Here is a 16,688-nt window from a genome sequence, read left to right on the forward strand (position 1 = left end):
GAGTTGTGATGGCTGATGACTTAAAAAAAATGACCAAGACACTTGGTGAAAGCTTACGTGAACAGGGCATCTCACGACGAGGGTTTCTCAAGTATTGTGCTGCCACTGCTTCCTTGATGGCATTGCCACCATCAATGGTTCCAGCGATTGCTCAAGCGTTGGAAAAAGCCAGACGTCCATCGGTTATCTGGCTCTCTTTTCAAGAGTGTACAGGCTGCACAGAATCGCTGACCCGCAGCCACTCCCCGAGCGTTGAAAATCTCATTTTCGACCACATTTCACTCGACTATCACCATACCCTGCAGGTTGCATCAGGTGATGCCGCAGAAGCTGCCCGGGAAGCAGCAATGCATGAAAATGAAGGAAAATATATCGTTGTAGTCGACGGCTCTATTCCGCTAGGGAATCCAGGTTACTCCGCAATAGCCGGTATCAGTAATCTACAGATGCTGGAAGAGACTGTTGCCGGGGCTGCAGCAGTTGTGGCTGTTGGAAGTTGTGCTGCCTTTGGTGGTCTACCCCATGCCGATCCCAATCCAACCGGGGCTGTATCAGTTGGGGAGATTGTTAAAGATAAACCTGTTGTAAATGTTTCTGGCTGTCCACCCATTCCGACAGTAATTACCGGCGTACTGGCCCACTTTCTGACCTTTGGTGCGTTACCAGAGTTGGATGAGTTAGGACGCCCAATGGTCTTCTATGGCCAAAGTATTCATGACCGATGTTATCGTCGTCCCTTCTATGACAAGGGATTGTTTGCCGAAACCTTTGATGACGAAGGTGCACGCAAAGGCTGGTGTCTGTTCAGATTGGGTTGCAAAGGTCCGATGACCTATAACGCCTGTGCCACCACCAAGTGGAATCAGGGTACCAGTTGGCCGGTAGAGTCCGGTCATGGATGTTTGGGATGTTCCGAACCAGACTTTTGGGATGCAGGTGGATTTTATAATGCACTCTCCATTCCCGATAGCGATATCTCCCGCAATGCAGGCTATGTAGTAGGTGCAGGTGTTGCGTTGGGGGCAGCTGCCGGTGCGATAAATCGAAGCACTCAGTCCAAGGCGGCTGCAAACCACGAAACCGTTACCATCGACGATTTGGATAAGAAATCATGAGCACACCAATTGATTTTCTTTTATGGGTTAGAGGGCCAGGGTTTGATATAGCTCTGGTGATATTTATTGTTGGCGTTTTAATCCGGCTGCTTGAAGTATTGATATTGGGTCGTAAGCCGGATTATTCTGAACCCAGAGGTGCTGAGCTTGGGGCAGGGTTACTGACCCTGGTGACTCGTACTGCACCAGAATCTGGTACATTCAATCGTTCCCCATTCACTGTTGTTGGTGGATATATCTGGCACATTGGCTTTCTAGTTACTCTGTTTTTGTTTGTGCCCCATATCGAATTCATTGAATCTATTTTTGGTATTCGTTGGCCAGGTATAGCCAGTAATCTTGTCGATGCTGTTGCTGCAGTCACTATCGTTACCCTGGTGGCAATGTTGTTCAGTCGTCTGACCCATCCGGTGAAGCGTTTTCTCAGTGGCCCGGAAGATTATCTGACCTGGTTGGTTACCTTTCTTCCAATGCTTAGCGGATATCTGGCCTACCATCGTATGATCGATCCCTATCCGCTGGTTTTGGGGCTACACATTCTGAGTATTGAAATATTGATGGTGCTCTTTCCCTTTACCAAGCTGATGCATGCCTTCACCTTTATTATTGCCCGTTGGTATAACGGCGCTATGGCAGGGCGCAGAGGAGTTCAGTCATGAGCGAGGCAACACTTGAAAGAGGCATGAATGCCTTTCGTGAACAGATTAATGCCCCTGTGGCGTCGTTTTTTTCCAGTTGTGTTAATTGTGGAATGTGCGCTGAAGCCTGTCTCTTCTATACCGAGACTGGTGATCCAAAATATACTCCTATCCATAAATTGGAGCCGCTGCGCAGGGTTTGGGAGCAAGAGTATACCCTGTGGGGCAGAGTGAAATCCCTTGTGGGTCTGAGTAAACCGGTGACAAATGAATTGTTAGCGGAGTGGGAAGAACTTATCTATGACGGCTGCACACTCTGCGGGCGTTGTTCAATGGTCTGCCCGGTTGGCAATGATATCAGCTACATGATTCGGCGTGCCCGGGAAGGATTTGTGGCTGCAGGCTACGCGCCCGAAGGCATAAAAGGCGCTAGCAAACGAGCTGTTACGATCGGCAGTCCTATGGGGGTTAAATTTCCCGCGGTGGCTGCACAGATCAAACATATCGAAGCCGATACCGGTTTGACCATACCCGTGGATGTAGAGGGTGTTGATTACATGGCGCTTTTGTCATCCATGGAGATCATGAATTTCCCTGAATATCTCGAGGCGCTTGCACGCATTTTCAAGCAGGCTGGAGTAACCTGGACTATTAGTTCTGTGGCTTACGAGGCTACCAATTCAGGTATTCAGATCGGCTCTTCTGATATTGCCAGGGAGCTGGTGAACCGAGTCGTGGTTGCCGCAGAAAAGCTGAAAGTCAACTATGTCATCAGTCCTGAGTGCGGTCATGCTTATACTGCAATTCGCTGGGAGGGCCCCAACCTCATCGGTCGGCCCTATAACTTTAAAGTGGTACACATCCTTGAACTGCTGGATGAACTGCGCTCAAGCGGTCGTTTAAAGACAAAGGGTACTGAAGATGAACGTTTGACCTTTCATGATCCTTGTCAGATTGTGCGTAAAGGGGGCGTATTGGAGCCGCCACGCAATCTGTTGAATATGGTGGCCAGTAACTTTGTCGATATGCATGATAACAGAGAGATGAACTGGTGTTGCGGTGGTGGCGGAGGCGTCAGTGCCAACGAGCGAGCCGAAGAGTTACGTATCAAAGTTTTCAAGCGTAAGAAAACCCAGTTGGATGAACTCAATGTAGAGACCCTGGTGACCGCCTGCGCCAATTGTCGGTTGATTATCGAAGAAGGGCTGGAAGAGTATCGCATGGAGATGCCAGTCGTCGGATTGACAGAGATGATTGCTGAGCATCTGGTTGAAGATGAAGAGTAACACTAAAAAAGTAGCGCCATTCGTACCGATAGGAGACGAGAAAAAATGAGTGAAAGAATCGTCGTGGATCCCATCACCAGAATCGAAGGTCATCTGCGCATTGAAGCCCAGATGGAAGGCGATCAGATAAGCAGTGCTTATTCTTCAGGCACCATGGTTCGAGGTATCGAGATCATACTTAAGGGTAGGGATCCGAGAGATGCTTGGGCTTTTGCACAGAGAATTTGTGGTGTCTGTACCCTGGTGCATGGACTTGCTTCGGTCAGGTCGGTTGAGGATGCTCTTAACTACCAGATTCCGCAAAATGCACAATTAATTCGCAATCTGATGATTGGTGCCCAGTATATCCATGACCATGTGATGCATTTTTATCATCTGCATGCCCTGGATTGGGTGGATGTGGTTTCTGCCTTATCGGCTGATCCGGGTCAGACCTCAGCACTTGCCCAATCCCTGAGCAATTGGCCAAAGGCTTCACCCGGTTACTTTTCTGATGTTAAGAAGAAGCTAAAGGGCTTTGTTGAAGCAGGGCAACTGGGTATCTTCGCTAAGGCTTATTGGGGGCATTCAGTCTATAAACTGCCACCTGAGGCCAACCTGATGGCGGTTGCCCACTATCTTGAGGCCTTAAGCTGGCAGCGAGATGTGGTGAAGTTACATACCATCTTTGGTGGCAAGAACCCACATCCCAATTTTCTGGTAGGTGGTGTTGCTTCAGCGATTGATCTCAACTCTGATTCAGCTATCAATACCAAGAAGCTTTCCCAGGTGCAGGATGTCATCACCAAGATGCGTGAATTCACCGACCAGGTCTATGTTCCTGATACGCTGGCTGTGGCTGGTTTCTATAAGGATTGGGGTGAGCGGGGAGAAGGCTTAGGTAACTTTATGTGCTATGGGGATCTTCCGGGTACTTCGATGGATGACCCCGACAGCTTTTTCTTCCCCAGTGGCGTAATTCTGGACAGGGATCTCTCAACCGTACATCCTCTCGATCTGAATAACGCTGACGAGATTCAAGAGCATATATCTCACTCCTGGTATGACTATAGCGGTGGTAAGGAACAGGGTTTACATCCTTACGATGGCGAGACAACGCTGAACTACACTGGGCCAGAGCCACCCTATAAACATCTGGATGTGGATCAGTCATACTCCTGGCTGAAGGCGCCTCGCTGGAAAGGTAAGGCGGTTGAAGTCGGTCCATTGGCACGGGTGTTGATGATGTATGCCAATGGGCATGAGCAAACTAAAGAGTTGGTCGGTATGACGCTCAGTAAGTTGGATCTACCGACTCGGGCACTCTTCTCAACCTTAGGTCGTACAGCGGCCAGGACATTGGAGACCAAGATTCTTGCAGATGCCATGCAAGGTTGGTATGACCAACTGATTGCCAACATCAAGGGGGGTGATACAAAGACCTTCAATGAGACCCTATGGGATCCTTCCACCTGGCCAAGTGAGTGTCGAGGTGTAGGTTTCATGGAGGCCCCACGAGGGGCATTGGGACACTGGATTGTAATCGAGAATGGTAAGATCGCAAATTACCAGGCAGTGGTGCCCAGTACCTGGAATGCTGGTCCACGGGATCCCAACGGTCAACCTGGCGCCTATGAGGCAGCGTTGCAGGACAATCACCAGTTGGCTGATGCCAAGCAGCCTGTTGAGATACTCAGAACTATACATAGTTTCGATCCCTGTATTGCCTGTGCCGTGCATCTCTCCGATGAAGATGGAGAGGAGATGTTGCAGTTAAAGGTCACATGAGCTGACACAACATCAGGTGGGGCAATCGCCCCACCTGACATACTAGATTCTGTAATCTGGGGTGCGGCACTGCCGGTCATGTAATATCACGCTATTCATCCTCACTAATATCTCACAGTATCCCTAACTTCAGCATGATATTGAGTCCCAGTAGGGTGGGGCCATGCCCCACCAAATGGTGTTAAGCGTTCACTGCTAGCGGAAGATATGACTGGGTCGCGATTGAAAATCTAGACGGTTTTATACTATCGCCTAGGCTAAATGGTGGGGCATGGCCCCACCCTACGGTAGAAACATATTGAGCTTGTAATGCAGGATTTGTCCCCGTCACAAACTTCAGCATGATATTGAGTGCCAACTTTGCGTTTCAGTAGGGTGGGGCCATGCCCCACCATATGGTGTTAAGCGTTCACTGCTAGCGGAAGATATGACTGGGTCGCGATTGAAAATCTAGATGGTTTTATACTATCGCCTAGGCTAAATGGTGGGGCATGGCCCCACCCTACGGTAGAAACATATTGAGCTCGTAATACAGGATTTGTTCCTGCCACGCCATGAACAGAACCACCAATTTTCCGTTTTTTCAACCCTACATAATTTCAACTGACTCATTCAATTCGATCTGGTTTCAAATAATTTTTCTATTTTCAGCTTGATTTCATTTTCTTCAGTCATGCTTACCATCAAATAGCTAAACAGAGAGATTGAAGATGAGAAAAAAGCGCGAGATTAAAGTTTGGGATCCCTTCGTACGCCTTTTTCATTGGACACTGGTGGGTTCGTTTTTAGTCACCTGGGTGACGGAAGACGAGTTGATGACCCTGCATGTCTATGCCGGTTACTTAATTGCCATTCTGGTTTCGCTGCGTATTGTTTGGGGCATGGTTGGGACACGCTATGCTCGATTCAGTGATTTTGTAGTCTCTCCTGGCAAGGTGCTGGATTACCTTAAGGATCTCATCAGTTTTAAAGCCAAACGCACGATTGGCCACAATCCTGCTGGTGGCGCAATGATTGTTGCTCTGCTGATATCTCTCCTGATAACCACATTTTCCGGCATGTTGGCCTATGGTGCTGAGGGATTGGGTCCGTTGGCTGAGCCATTTTTTTCCAATACCCCATATGGTGGAGAGCTGTTTGAAGAGGTTCACGAATTCTTTGCCAATCTAACCCTTTTCTTAGTGGTATTTCATTTGGCTGGTGTTGTGTTTGGTTCGCTTCTGCATCAGGAAAATCTGCTGCGCTCAATGATTACCGGTACTAAAAGAGGTTGATTCTATGAAAACAGTAATCACAATTCCATTAATCCTGTTTTGTTTTCCTGCTCTACTGTATGCCAATGCGTTGCAAGAGAGACTCAGCAGCTATCAAAGCATGGGGGCGGGTCCATTTTCTGCTGCGCAAGGTGAAATATTATGGCAGCAAAAGATAAGAGATGAAAAAAGTGGCAAAAACCGCACTTGTAACGACTGCCACGGCGATGATCTGCGAAAGCCGGGGCGTCATGTGAAGACAGGCAAAACCATTGAGCCCTTGTCAGTATCGGTTAATCCAGATCGTCTGAGAGATGGGAAAAAGATTGAGAAGTGGTTTAAGCGTAATTGCAAATGGACCTGGGGTAGGGCGTGTACAGCTCAGGAAAAGGGCGACATTCTGCAATATCTGCAGCAACAGTGATTAGGAGGTGAGATGTGAAAAAGCAAAACTATTGGTTACTATTAGGGATTGCTCCATTGGTACTTGGTTTCGGTGTGGTTTTAGCCGATCGCGACGAACATGAGGATGAACGTGAACATGAGGAGCGTAGCGGATACTTCTCACGCTGGTTCAACTCTGAGTCGATGCAGGTGAACTCACTGGGAAGTGAGCGTTATCTTGAGGAGTGTGGCAGCTGTCATTTTCCATTTCAACCCGGCTTTTTACCTGAAGCCTCCTGGCAGTTGATCATGACTGGGCTGGATGACCATTTCGGTGAAAACGCTGAGTTGACTGATGAAGATCAGGAGTACATCTTGAACTATCTGAAAATCAATTCAGCTGATGGCAGTGATAGAGCATTGTCAAAAAAAATAGTCTGGTCTCTTCGTTCATCATCTGTACCCATGCGGATTACTGAGACCTCTTTTTTTAAACATGAACATGATGAAATTTCTCCACGGATGTTGCAGAACAAAGGAGAGAAAACCAGCTTCAGTAATTGTGATTCCTGCCATACTCAGGCTTTAAAGGGGTCATTTAATGAACATGAGATTAAAATTCCTGGTTATGGCCGATGGGATGATTAGTTGATGGTCAAGATTTGTTGCACAATGCTGATTTCGACTTTGCTAATAACATCGGTTGTGGCTCATGCTGATGAAGAGGAGAGTTATCAAGAGGCCAGGCGCCTGACACAGGCTGGAGAGATTCTCCCATTGCAGGGGATTGTGAACGCTATTCAAGCTGAACGACAAGGGCGGGTTCTTGAGGTGGAGCTGGAACGCAAAGGTTCCCAATATCTATATGAAATAGAGATACTTGATGAACAGGGTGTGGTATGGGAGTACCTTGTCGATGCTGCCAATGGCCAGATTCTGAAGCGTGAGTTAGAGGATTGAGTATGCGTCTGTTACTGGTTGAAGATGATGAACTCCTTTCAGCTTCTCTCAAGCAGGATCTTGAGCACCAAGGTTATGCGGTCGACCTTGCAAAACAGGGCATTGAGGCAGAATTCATGGGAGATGAAACGGAATACGATCTCATCATCTTAGATCTCGGGCTACCACAGCGCGCAGGCATCGATGTGTTGCAAAACTGGCGTAGCAAGGGAAATAATACGCCAGTGATTGTTCTCACTGGACGGGATGCCTGGCATGAACGGGTGGCGGGATTTAAAGCGGGCGCGGATGATTATCTGGGAAAGCCATTTCATTTCGAAGAGTTGCTTGTCAGACTTCAGGCATTGATACGTCGTAGCCATGAGATGGTTGGCAGCAGTCTCAAGGCGGGTGGCGTGGAACTCGATGAGGAGAAGCAACAGATGATTCTACCTGATCAACATCGCTATGATCTCACAGGCACTGAATTCAGACTGTTGAGGTTCTTTATTCTCAACCAGGGAAAAATACTCTCCAAGACCCGGCTCACAGAGCATGTTTATGAACAGGATTTTGATCGTGACAGTAATCTGATTGAAGTCTATATTCGCCGTTTACGTGATAAATTAGGCAAACAGGCAATCGAAACCCGTCGTGGTCAGGGTTACATCTATGTCGGTATTGAGTCTTAAAGGCACCTCTATTAACTGCTTATGCTCTCTGCGTGACCTGAAGCGTGTAGCTGCAAGGCATGAGTCGAAGCAGAATGATTGTTCCATTCTCAAGCATCACAACCCAGCAGATGCATGCTTCAGGTCGTGCCCTACGGGGCTTTACGACCCGTCCAGACTCTGCGTTGCGCTTTTTCGACAGGCAATAAGCATGACTTCAAAAGCACGCCTTGATTCTGAACGGGCCGTAAAGCCAGAGGGCACAAGCAATTAATAGAGGTGCCCTTAACTCGATAGAACATCGTCTGCATATTGGCTTGACCATCAGCCTGGCGTTATTGATGCTTTTGCTGTGGTTTTTCGGTGAAGGCTCTATAGAAAAATTAACTGAAGACTTTATTGCCTCGAGATTGGAACACGACAGCGAGGCGATTCTAGGGGCGATCGTTGTAGAGTCGGAAATCGATGTCAATGCGGCCTACATTAATCAAGTCTATCAACGACCGTTTTCAGGTCACTACTATCTGATTCGCCAGGCAACTGGCAGAGAAATTACTTCTAGATCACTCTGGGATTTTAAACTATCTGTACCTTGGGTTAACCCTGGCCAGAGCGAACGGCACTATCTCCAAGGCCCTGAAGATCAGCAGCTATTGGTATGGGTCCATGGCTATAGGAAACAGGGAGAGGATCTAATTCTTGCTGTTGCAGAAGATCTTCTGCCAATCAACAGACAACGAGAAGCTTTCATAAAGAACTTTGCTCTATTGGCTTTTGCCGGTCTGGTTGTTCTGTTGATTGTTCAGGGTGTAGTGATTCGGCAATCATTTCGTCGTCTTGATCCCTTGTTGGAGGATGTCAATAGCCTCTCATTGGGCCAGGAGAAATTGTTGAATGAAGATGTGCCCAGCGAAATGTCACCTCTGGTCAAGGAGGTTAATCATCTACTGCAACTGCTTACAAAACGTAATCAACGTTCACGTAATGCTCTAGGTAATCTAGCGCACGCAATCAAAGGCCCCCTCAATCTATTGACCAGATATTTAGACAAACAGATAGAGAAACAACATCAGGCTAGTGAACATCAACAAGCGAGTCAGCAACTTGATCGAATTCGTCTTCTGATCGAAAGAGAGCTGAAACGCGCTCGATTAACAGGAGGTGGAACAATCAATCAACGCTTCAATCCAAGTGTTGATTTAAACGACTTGATAGAAGCATTGAGACAGATATACCAAGGTCGCGGCATAAAGCTGGCGTTGCATGTAGATCAGGAGTGTACCCCATTTGGCGATCGTGAGGATATGCTGGAACTGTTGGGTAACCTTCTGGATAACGCATGCAAATGGGCAAATCAGCAGGTTGTTTGCCACGTGTCAGGATCCGAGCAGATGCAGATTGTTGTGGAAGACGATGGCAAGGGGCTGGAAGAGGGGGATATTAAGCGTATGACACAGCGAGGAAGCCGTCTTGATGAAAGTGTCGAAGGGCATGGATTGGGATTGGCGATTGTCCATGATGTGGTTCAGCTCTACCATGGTCAGATAGATTTTGATCGCTCACCAGAATACGGTGGACTCCGTGTGCGTGTTGTGTTGAATCGTGTATAAGCGATCCATAAGGAGTTTCTGGTCAACCCAGAGTCTTATTAGTAGGCTCTGACGGCAATAGCAGATCCTCCAGAAAGTAGGCCGATAGGGCAGCCCGTCCACTGAGTTTTGCTTTTCGATAGATGGTATGAGCCTGTAGTCGAACTGTTTTTTCGCTTACGTTACGTATGATGGCAATCTCTTTGTAGCTCAACCCTTTCAGTATTAGTAAACCAACCTCACGCTCGGCAGGGGTCAAACCCCATTCAGTAAACTGGGTGGCGATACCTTCACTGAGTCCCTTGATCAAATCGCTCATTTTTCCACGCCACTGCATACCTTCGACCCGAGCAGTTTCCAAATCTTTAATGAGCAGCATTTGTGTCTCGTGTTGGATATTGATCTGTTCTATCAGGCGAACCATTCCCACAGCAACAATGACAATCAGCGTTGGTTGTATCATCTCAAGAACAATATCCCAGAAGCCGAGATCAGGGTCTTCGAGTATTTCCAAAAGCATAAGCAGCACACTGCCACCCACAATGGCGAGAATACTCTTCCAATGCCCCAATTGTTTGAAAATGTTATTCATTTCATCATCTCTTTTGTCGCTATCCTTCAGCTGGTTTTATGCCTATCGGGGGAGGCTGTAACCACATCCCCCGATGCTAGCTCTCTATTCGCAGAATGCGTCTGGAGAGAGTTTACATAATTCCGCTAACAACTTTTCAGGATTCTCAATTCCACATTGTGGCTGATGAAGAATGTCTAGGGAGTCACCAGCGCAAATCAACTCTTCCCGCTCACCAGTCAGCTCGCCATCTTCCATTGCTTCGGCCAAAACGAAACCAATACCAGGTATGTAGTACTTGAATTCTGTGGCTTCAGGGTCAAGTGGTGCAAAATCATAGGTCATCAGACAGCCTCCAGCATCTGAACATGGATATAGTTCATTTTCCTGATTAGGAATTGCTGCCAAGTCTACATATTGCACAATATCTTCTGCTTCGCCTAGAGAAAACTCCTGCCTATGGGCAACATCTATTTGTGGCATGGACATGATCAATAGTCCTGCTTTGGCAAAATCCCTGCCAGACTCAAATGAGCCATCGATATCCACCAGAACCCCATCCTCAAAATTTCGCGAGATTTCTCCACAATAGTAGACATCGCCATGGATATCCTGAGCAAACCAGTCATCCGTTATCTCAACAGGCTGATAATCAATAGAGCCATCTTCATCATCTGTTTCAGTAACCACAACCGCATCTGCAACAACTCGGCAGAGTACACCCTGAATCTCTCTTGATTCATCTGTGACATGAATGATGACGGTTTCTTCAGCCTCTTCCCCCGCTCGAACTACAGCGGTATGACCTGCGACGAGAGAAACATAGGGATTAGCATTGCTTTCATCTATCTCGTCCGGGTCAAGAAAGGTCAATGTGGGGTCCAGCAGGGGATCTGAGTCATATCGATGTTCATTCAACACCTCACAGGCTTCGCTCCTGGCATCCATCTGATCGTGACAGAATTCAGCATCCTCTTTACGCACCATTTGTGCCTCTCTCCTACAAGCTCGCCTTTCGCCGGCTTCAGCAAGGTTCAGACAGTTCGCTAAGCTGGTTTTAAAGTCATCACTCTCATCCGATCTGCAAGCACGATACATATATTTCGCAGTTTTTACACAGGGTGATACAACACTATCATTTGCAATGACTGCTTCCGAAGTGAACATGGAAGATGCAACCAGAGAGAGTCCGGTCATCATCAGAAGTCTGTTTTTCATCTTTAAATCTCCTAATAATTTAATTATTGACCGAAGCTGATCATTCATGACTTGAGATGAGCAGTTAAATAGAGCCACTTTGCTGCTGGCCATCGTAATCCATATCGCTATCAGTTCCGGTATCAGTTCTGTTTTTCCACAATCGTCAGGACATGAATCCTGATTAAATTCTCCAGTTCCGTGCCCCCATCTGTTTTTTTCGGAATTTAAGATTTCGGTCATCCCATAAAATCAGGGGTGGGTATACACAACGACAGCTGTTTCGATGTGTTGACTTAAGTTAATGCCGTTTCCGGATTAGGGGATATAGAAACAAGGTTATATAAGGGGAGGGAAGCTAGTTAACTATCTGATAATGTGATGTAAAATTTAGTGATAGAGATATGTGAATAGGGCAATAACTGCTGCTGGCATTTGCAGATTTTCTTGTGTGGGTATGTAAATGACCGCTGGAAACAGGTTCTATATAACAAATGTACTATGAAATATTTTCAGTTAATCGCAGGAAATCTTGTAGGATATTTATACAAGATATGCTTTTTTTATGATGGCCGGGAATTACAGAGGTTAATCTGCATGAGGTTGAGGAAAATTAAGCACTGCTGTGGTTTTATTTCCATTATGCTGATGATGACACTCTCCATGGCAATTGCTGAAGAGATGGATCCTGAAGCGGATGATGAGGATGAAGAGACGGAGATTCAAGAACTAAATGAAATTGGGGCTTCAGGCCGAATTTATCGTACAAGGGAAGAACAACGGGAAGCGGGATTGCAACGGGAGATAACGCCGTGGCTGACCCTATCCACTCTGTTGGAAGGTGAAATACAACATGAGGTGTTGAAATCCAAGGAGCTGTCACGGGATATAGATGTGAGTGAAGATTCGGCCTCGCTTCAATTTGGATTCATACTGGATCCCAGTGAGCTGTTCGAAGCCGAATTGATATTGGAGTATGACACAGAGATCGATAAATTCATTTCTGATGAAGCTTTTATTGCTTTTGAGTATGACCCTTGGGAGATATCGATTGGTAAACAGTACACACCATTTGGAACCTATTTCAGCCATTTTGTCTCGGGACCAATGCTGGAATTTGCTGAGACCCAGTCGAGAAGGGTTGTTAGTTTAAAGTATGGTCCTAGTGATGAATTCGATTTGACCCTCGCGTTCTATCAAGGTCGTGCAAATGAATGGAGTGATGATGATCAATGGGATTGGGCACTATCAGTGGAAACCTGGCCATTACAGATGCTCTCCCTTGGATTGAGTTATCAATCTGACCTTGCAGATGCTGATGAGAGATTACTTGAGGAGAGCGATAATCGATATACCGATCGTGTTTCAGCCGTAAGTGGATATCTGCTCTGGATAGGGAGAATGTACGAAGTCTCAATAGAATATGTTGCTGCCACCGGAGAATTTCAAGAGTTAGAGAAACATAAAAACAGACCCATTGCATGGAATGCTGAATATGTTCACATCATACCTGAGTATAATATCGAGGTCGCTTTTCGATATGAAGGAAGTCGCGAACTGGATGAGAAACCAAAACGACAATATGGTATCGCTTTCACGAGATATGAAGGGAAACATGCCAGTTTGACAATAGAGTATCTTCGCGCTGCGTACGAGAGTGATTTTTTAAACTTTGAACTGGATGATGAGGCTAATATTTCTGAATCAAATCGGTTTGGCGTAAAAGTAACATTCGAATTTTAATTTTAGTGTTAACAGGCCCTAGTATGACGCACCACACTAGTTGCATATCGGGATGTGTAGATAGCGTGACGTCAAAGTCGCAGGGAGGCGGCAAATATGAAAAAAACAATCCCCTCAATAACATTAAGGCCAGGTAATTCTAAGCAGTTGGCCAATTGGTATCTGTTTCTTTATACGCTGGCATTTTTGATAATCTCGCTTGCCCCAATTGTCGGGTACTATAAATTTTCATTGGTTTTTCTACTTCTGCTGCTTGGCTATGCACGGATACAAGGCTACAAGCTTATTCCTCAGATAGAGGTCGTTGAAGCGCATATAAAATCTAGTGGACATGCAAAGATTTTGTTGACCGACGGGCAACGAATTTCAGCAAAATTGCGAACAGACAGCTTGGTTACCCCATGGCTGGTGCTACTGCGCTTCGATGTGAGAAATCGCTGGCGACATCCATTGATGATTCTGTTTCAGGATGCTCTGCCAGAAGATGAAATGCGTCGTTTAAGAATATTATTAAATCACGGATCGTTTCATCAAAAAGGAGAGTAGGCCTCTGGAATCAGGATTGTCGGTTTATTCTGCACCCGGTCGTCCCGATATGGGAAATCCAAGGTGAAATGGAGCCCCCGGCTTTCACGGCGGCACTGAGCAGAACGGATAATCATGTCAGCTACATCAACCAGGTTTCTCAGTTCCAGCAGATCCATACTGACCCTGAAGTTACTGTAGTACTCTACGATTTCCCGTTGTAACAGGTCTACTCGGCGACGGGCGCGTACCAGACGCTTGTTGCTCCTTACTATGCCGACATAATCCCACATGAAATGGCGCAACTCATCCCAGTTATGGGATACAACCACCTCTTCATCAGGTTCTGTCACCCGACTTTCGTCCCAGGGAGGTATTGTCGGAGGTTGCGGCGTAACAGGCGCCAGTTCATGGATATCTTTAGCTGCCAGTTCGGCGAAAACCAAGCACTCAAGTAGGGAATTGCTGGCCATGCGATTGGCACCATGCAGGCCGGTATAGGCACTTTCTCCCACCACATAGAGACCTGCAATATCTGTTCTGGCCTTGTGGTCAGCCATGACACCACCACAGGTATAGTGGGCTGCTGGTACTACGGGAATGGCCTGTTTCGACATATCGATGCCGAAATTCAGACAACGATTATAGATGGTTGGGAAATGCTCTTGGATAAATTCGGTGGGTTTGTGGCTTATGTCGAGATAGAGGCAATCAGCACCAATGCGTTTCATTTCATGGTCAATGGCTCGGGCAACAATATCCCTGGGAGCAAGTTCAGCGCGCTTATCGAAGCGTGGCATGAAACGACTTCCGTCGGGAAGTTTGAGTTGTCCGCCTTCACCTCTTACGGCTTCAGAGATAAGGAAACTCTTGGCTTCGGGGTGGTAGAGGCAGGTGGGGTGAAACTGGATGAACTCCATGTTGGCAACCCTGCAGCCTGCTCGCCAGGCCATGGCGATACCATCCCCGGTTGAGACGTCAGGATTGCTTGTGTATAGATATACTTTACTTGCTCCGCCAGTTGCCAACACGACAAAACGTGCCCTGAAAGTCTGAACATGGTTGCTTTCATGATCAAGGACATAAGCTCCATAGCAGTGCTTTTGCTGCTTTATTTCACCACTTTTTTCACTGGTGATCAGATCGATTGCGATATGGTGTTCAAAGATTTCGATGTTGCTGCGAGCCTTGACCTGACTCTGCAAGGTGGTTTCTACCTCCCTGCCTGTGGCATCCGCAGCATGAATGACTCTTCGATGGGAATGTCCACCCTCCTGGGTCAAGTGATACCCGCCGCTGGTTGCAGAGTTATCATCCCGGGTAAAATTGACGCCCCCCTTAAGTAGCCAGTCAATATTCGAGGGGCCTTTTTCCACCACCAGCTGCACCGTCTTCTCATCGCACAGTCCAGCTCCCGCATCCAAGGTGTCTTTGACATGAGAGGCGATGCTGTCCTCTTCATCCAACACTACAGAGATGCCCCCTTGAGCATAGTAGGTGTTGGTCTCCTCCAGTTCCTTCTTGGAGATCACCGCAATTTTCAGGTTTTCGTCAAGATGGAGGGCAAGGCTGAGTCCGGCAGCTCCGCTGCCTACGATAAGTACATCATGCTCGTGATCTGTCGTCATATTTGCGGGGTAGGGTCGTTATGGTGATAATGCGGTTCCAGTTGTAATGCATCCTAGCTTAAATCGGTGTCAGGTTGAAACTATGCATCTTCAAAATGATATTGATCAATTTAAGCTGGAATTGCGAGAACTAATCGAAACTATCACTGTCAATGGGACTGTGCACAGGATGTGTTGGTCACGAGGAGGTAAGTGCCCGGATGGGCGAGCGGTTAATTGATCAGGAACTCGTTGCTAGAGTTCAACAGGGTGACAAAAAGGCGTTTGACCTGCTGGTGCTGAAGTATCAGCAGAAAATCACCAATCTGATCTCCCGCTATATCCGGGATCCTCACGAGGTGTTGGATGTGACCCAGGAAGCCTTTATCAAGGCCTACCGGGCCATTCCCAAGTTTCGGGGCGACAGCGCTTTTTATACATGGCTATACCGTATTGCCATAAATACAGCGAAAAACTATCTCGTTGCCCAGGGAAGACGCCCCCCCTCAGACGATGTTGAGGCGGAAGTGGCTGAACAAATGGATGTTGGCGTGCGTCTAAAGGAGACAGGTACTCCGGAAAACCACGTGTTGACTGAAGAGATTACGATGACGGTTCAGAAGGCGATCGATGATTTACCGGAAGACCTTCGAACTGCAATTGTATTGAGAGAGCTTGAAGGTATGAGCTATGAAGAGATTGCCAATGCAATGTCTTGCCCTGTAGGCACGGTACGCTCCCGTATCTTCAGAGCTCGAGAAGCGATTGACAAAAAACTGAGTCCATTACTGAAACCCTAAATTCAGGCATAGCACAAATGACTGATCAAGAGTATGAAAGACTATCAGCGCTAGTTGATAACGAAATTGCTGAAGATGATATTCCGTTAGAAATTAAGAAGTTATCTAACAGTCAGGCTAATCGTGACCTTTGGTCCAGATATCATCTGATCGGAGACTCCATGCGTGGCGAGACCGGTTCCCTGTATGATTCAAAGTTGGCGCAGGCCATCAGCAAGAAGATCGAAGAGGAACCTGTTGTTTTAGCTCCAGGGGCAATCAAGCGACCCGGACATCTGAAAAAACGCACCTATACCGGTTTGGCTGTTGCCGCCTCATTGGCTGCTGTAGCCGTGGTGATGGCACCACAAATGATCAATCCGGTAGGATCGGAAGCGCCGCAGGTCAGTGTCGCAGCGGCTCAACAACCGAACACCCAAACCCTGTATGTTGCTGAAGACGGTACTCGCTGGGAACTGCTCAAGAAACCTGAGGTTGAGTCCCGGCTCAATAGTTATCTGGTGAATCACCAGGAAAGATCTCCATCGAGTAACATAAAGGGCATCATGCCTTTTGCCAATTTCGTCAGTTATGATGAAAACAAGCAATAACACTTCAGAGTCG

At 47.1% G+C, this 16,688-nt stretch carries 18 protein-coding genes; 15 read left to right on the top strand and 3 right to left on the bottom strand.

What is annotated here, in order from left to right:
* Positions 1 to 8: 8 nt before the first annotated feature.
* From AC4IE7_RS08555 to AC4IE7_RS08605, 11 genes are all read left to right on the top strand, one after another.
* Entirely contained in the window at positions 9 to 1,115 is a 1,107-nt protein-coding gene (locus tag AC4IE7_RS08555) for a hydrogenase small subunit (protein ID WP_490776406.1), read from the top strand.
* A complete protein-coding gene (locus AC4IE7_RS08560; RefSeq protein WP_490776407.1) occupies positions 1,112 to 1,774 on the top strand; it encodes a hypothetical protein in 663 nt (220 codons plus the stop codon). Before AC4IE7_RS08555 ends, AC4IE7_RS08560 begins: the two co-directional genes overlap by 4 nt.
* Positions 1,771 to 3,039, top strand: a complete 1,269-nt coding sequence (locus tag AC4IE7_RS08565) for a (Fe-S)-binding protein (RefSeq protein WP_490776408.1) — start codon at positions 1,771 to 1,773, stop codon at positions 3,037 to 3,039. The genes AC4IE7_RS08560 and AC4IE7_RS08565 overlap by 4 nt, the downstream gene beginning before the upstream one ends.
* Positions 3,040 to 3,084: 45 nt before the next feature.
* Positions 3,085 to 4,806 (top strand): nickel-dependent hydrogenase large subunit, encoded by a 1,722-nt coding sequence (locus AC4IE7_RS08570; RefSeq protein WP_490776409.1) that lies wholly within the window; start codon positions 3,085 to 3,087, stop codon positions 4,804 to 4,806.
* 710 nt (positions 4,807 to 5,516) lie between these two features.
* Positions 5,517 to 6,080 carry a cytochrome b/b6 domain-containing protein gene (locus tag AC4IE7_RS08575; RefSeq protein ID WP_490776410.1) on the top strand — a complete coding sequence of 188 codons (564 nt, stop codon included), beginning with the start codon at positions 5,517 to 5,519 and terminating at the stop codon, positions 6,078 to 6,080.
* Positions 6,081 to 6,084: 4 nt separating this feature from the next.
* Positions 6,085 to 6,483, top strand: coding sequence for a DUF1924 domain-containing protein (locus tag AC4IE7_RS08580; protein ID WP_490776411.1), 399 nt, complete (start codon positions 6,085 to 6,087; stop codon positions 6,481 to 6,483).
* A 14-nt stretch (positions 6,484 to 6,497) separates the two neighbouring features.
* Positions 6,498 to 7,091, top strand: coding sequence for a diheme cytochrome c (locus AC4IE7_RS08585; RefSeq protein ID WP_490776412.1), 594 nt, complete (start codon positions 6,498 to 6,500; stop codon positions 7,089 to 7,091).
* Positions 7,092 to 7,115: 24 nt separating this feature from the next.
* Positions 7,116 to 7,403, top strand: coding sequence for a PepSY domain-containing protein (locus AC4IE7_RS08590; protein ID WP_490776413.1), 288 nt, complete (start codon positions 7,116 to 7,118; stop codon positions 7,401 to 7,403).
* Between the two features lie 2 nt (positions 7,404 to 7,405).
* Complete coding sequence (locus AC4IE7_RS08595) at positions 7,406 to 8,074, top strand: response regulator transcription factor (protein ID WP_490776414.1); 669 nt, start codon at positions 7,406 to 7,408, stop codon at positions 8,072 to 8,074.
* 59 nt (positions 8,075 to 8,133) lie between these two features.
* On the top strand, positions 8,134 to 8,262 hold the full coding sequence (locus AC4IE7_RS08600; RefSeq protein ID WP_490776415.1) for a hypothetical protein: 129 nt from the start codon (positions 8,134 to 8,136) through the stop codon (positions 8,260 to 8,262).
* Positions 8,263 to 8,394: 132 nt separating this feature from the next.
* Entirely contained in the window at positions 8,395 to 9,663 is a 1,269-nt protein-coding gene (locus tag AC4IE7_RS08605; RefSeq protein ID WP_490776416.1) for a sensor histidine kinase, read from the top strand.
* Positions 9,664 to 9,685: 22 nt separating this feature from the next.
* Here the strand turns inward: AC4IE7_RS08605 and AC4IE7_RS08610 are convergent, their stop codons facing one another.
* The gene (locus AC4IE7_RS08610; protein ID WP_490776417.1) at positions 9,686 to 10,234 is read right to left on the bottom strand and encodes a helix-turn-helix transcriptional regulator; all 549 of its coding nucleotides are present in this window, start codon (positions 10,232 to 10,234) and stop codon (positions 9,686 to 9,688) included.
* 84 nt (positions 10,235 to 10,318) lie between these two features.
* Positions 10,319 to 11,431: a hypothetical protein gene (locus AC4IE7_RS08615; RefSeq protein WP_490776418.1), complete on the bottom strand. Its 1,113-nt coding sequence runs from the start codon at positions 11,429 to 11,431 to the stop codon at positions 10,319 to 10,321.
* Positions 11,432 to 12,007: 576 nt separating this feature from the next.
* Between AC4IE7_RS08615 and AC4IE7_RS08620 the strand changes: the two genes are divergently transcribed.
* Complete coding sequence (locus AC4IE7_RS08620) at positions 12,008 to 13,153, top strand: LbtU family siderophore porin (protein ID WP_490776419.1); 1,146 nt, start codon at positions 12,008 to 12,010, stop codon at positions 13,151 to 13,153.
* Between the two features lie 96 nt (positions 13,154 to 13,249).
* Complete coding sequence (locus AC4IE7_RS08625) at positions 13,250 to 13,699, top strand: protein YgfX (RefSeq protein ID WP_490776420.1); 450 nt, start codon at positions 13,250 to 13,252, stop codon at positions 13,697 to 13,699.
* Here the strand turns inward: AC4IE7_RS08625 and nadB are convergent.
* Positions 13,684 to 15,306: an L-aspartate oxidase gene (gene nadB, locus AC4IE7_RS08630; RefSeq protein WP_490776421.1), complete on the bottom strand. Its 1,623-nt coding sequence runs from the start codon at positions 15,304 to 15,306 to the stop codon at positions 13,684 to 13,686. The genes AC4IE7_RS08625 and nadB overlap by 16 nt on opposite strands.
* 200 nt (positions 15,307 to 15,506) lie before the next feature.
* Here nadB and rpoE point away from each other — a divergent pair, with 200 nt between their 5' ends.
* Together rpoE and AC4IE7_RS08640 are read left to right on the top strand one after the other, a co-directional pair.
* Positions 15,507 to 16,085: an RNA polymerase sigma factor RpoE gene (gene rpoE / locus AC4IE7_RS08635; protein WP_490776422.1), complete on the top strand. Its 579-nt coding sequence runs from the start codon at positions 15,507 to 15,509 to the stop codon at positions 16,083 to 16,085.
* Positions 16,086 to 16,102: 17 nt separating this feature from the next.
* Positions 16,103 to 16,675, top strand: a complete 573-nt coding sequence (locus tag AC4IE7_RS08640) for a sigma-E factor negative regulatory protein (protein WP_490776423.1) — start codon at positions 16,103 to 16,105, stop codon at positions 16,673 to 16,675.
* Positions 16,676 to 16,688 lie beyond the last annotated feature (13 nt).

The sequence above is a fragment of the Candidatus Thiodiazotropha sp. AKAK3 genome (assembly GCF_058244645.1).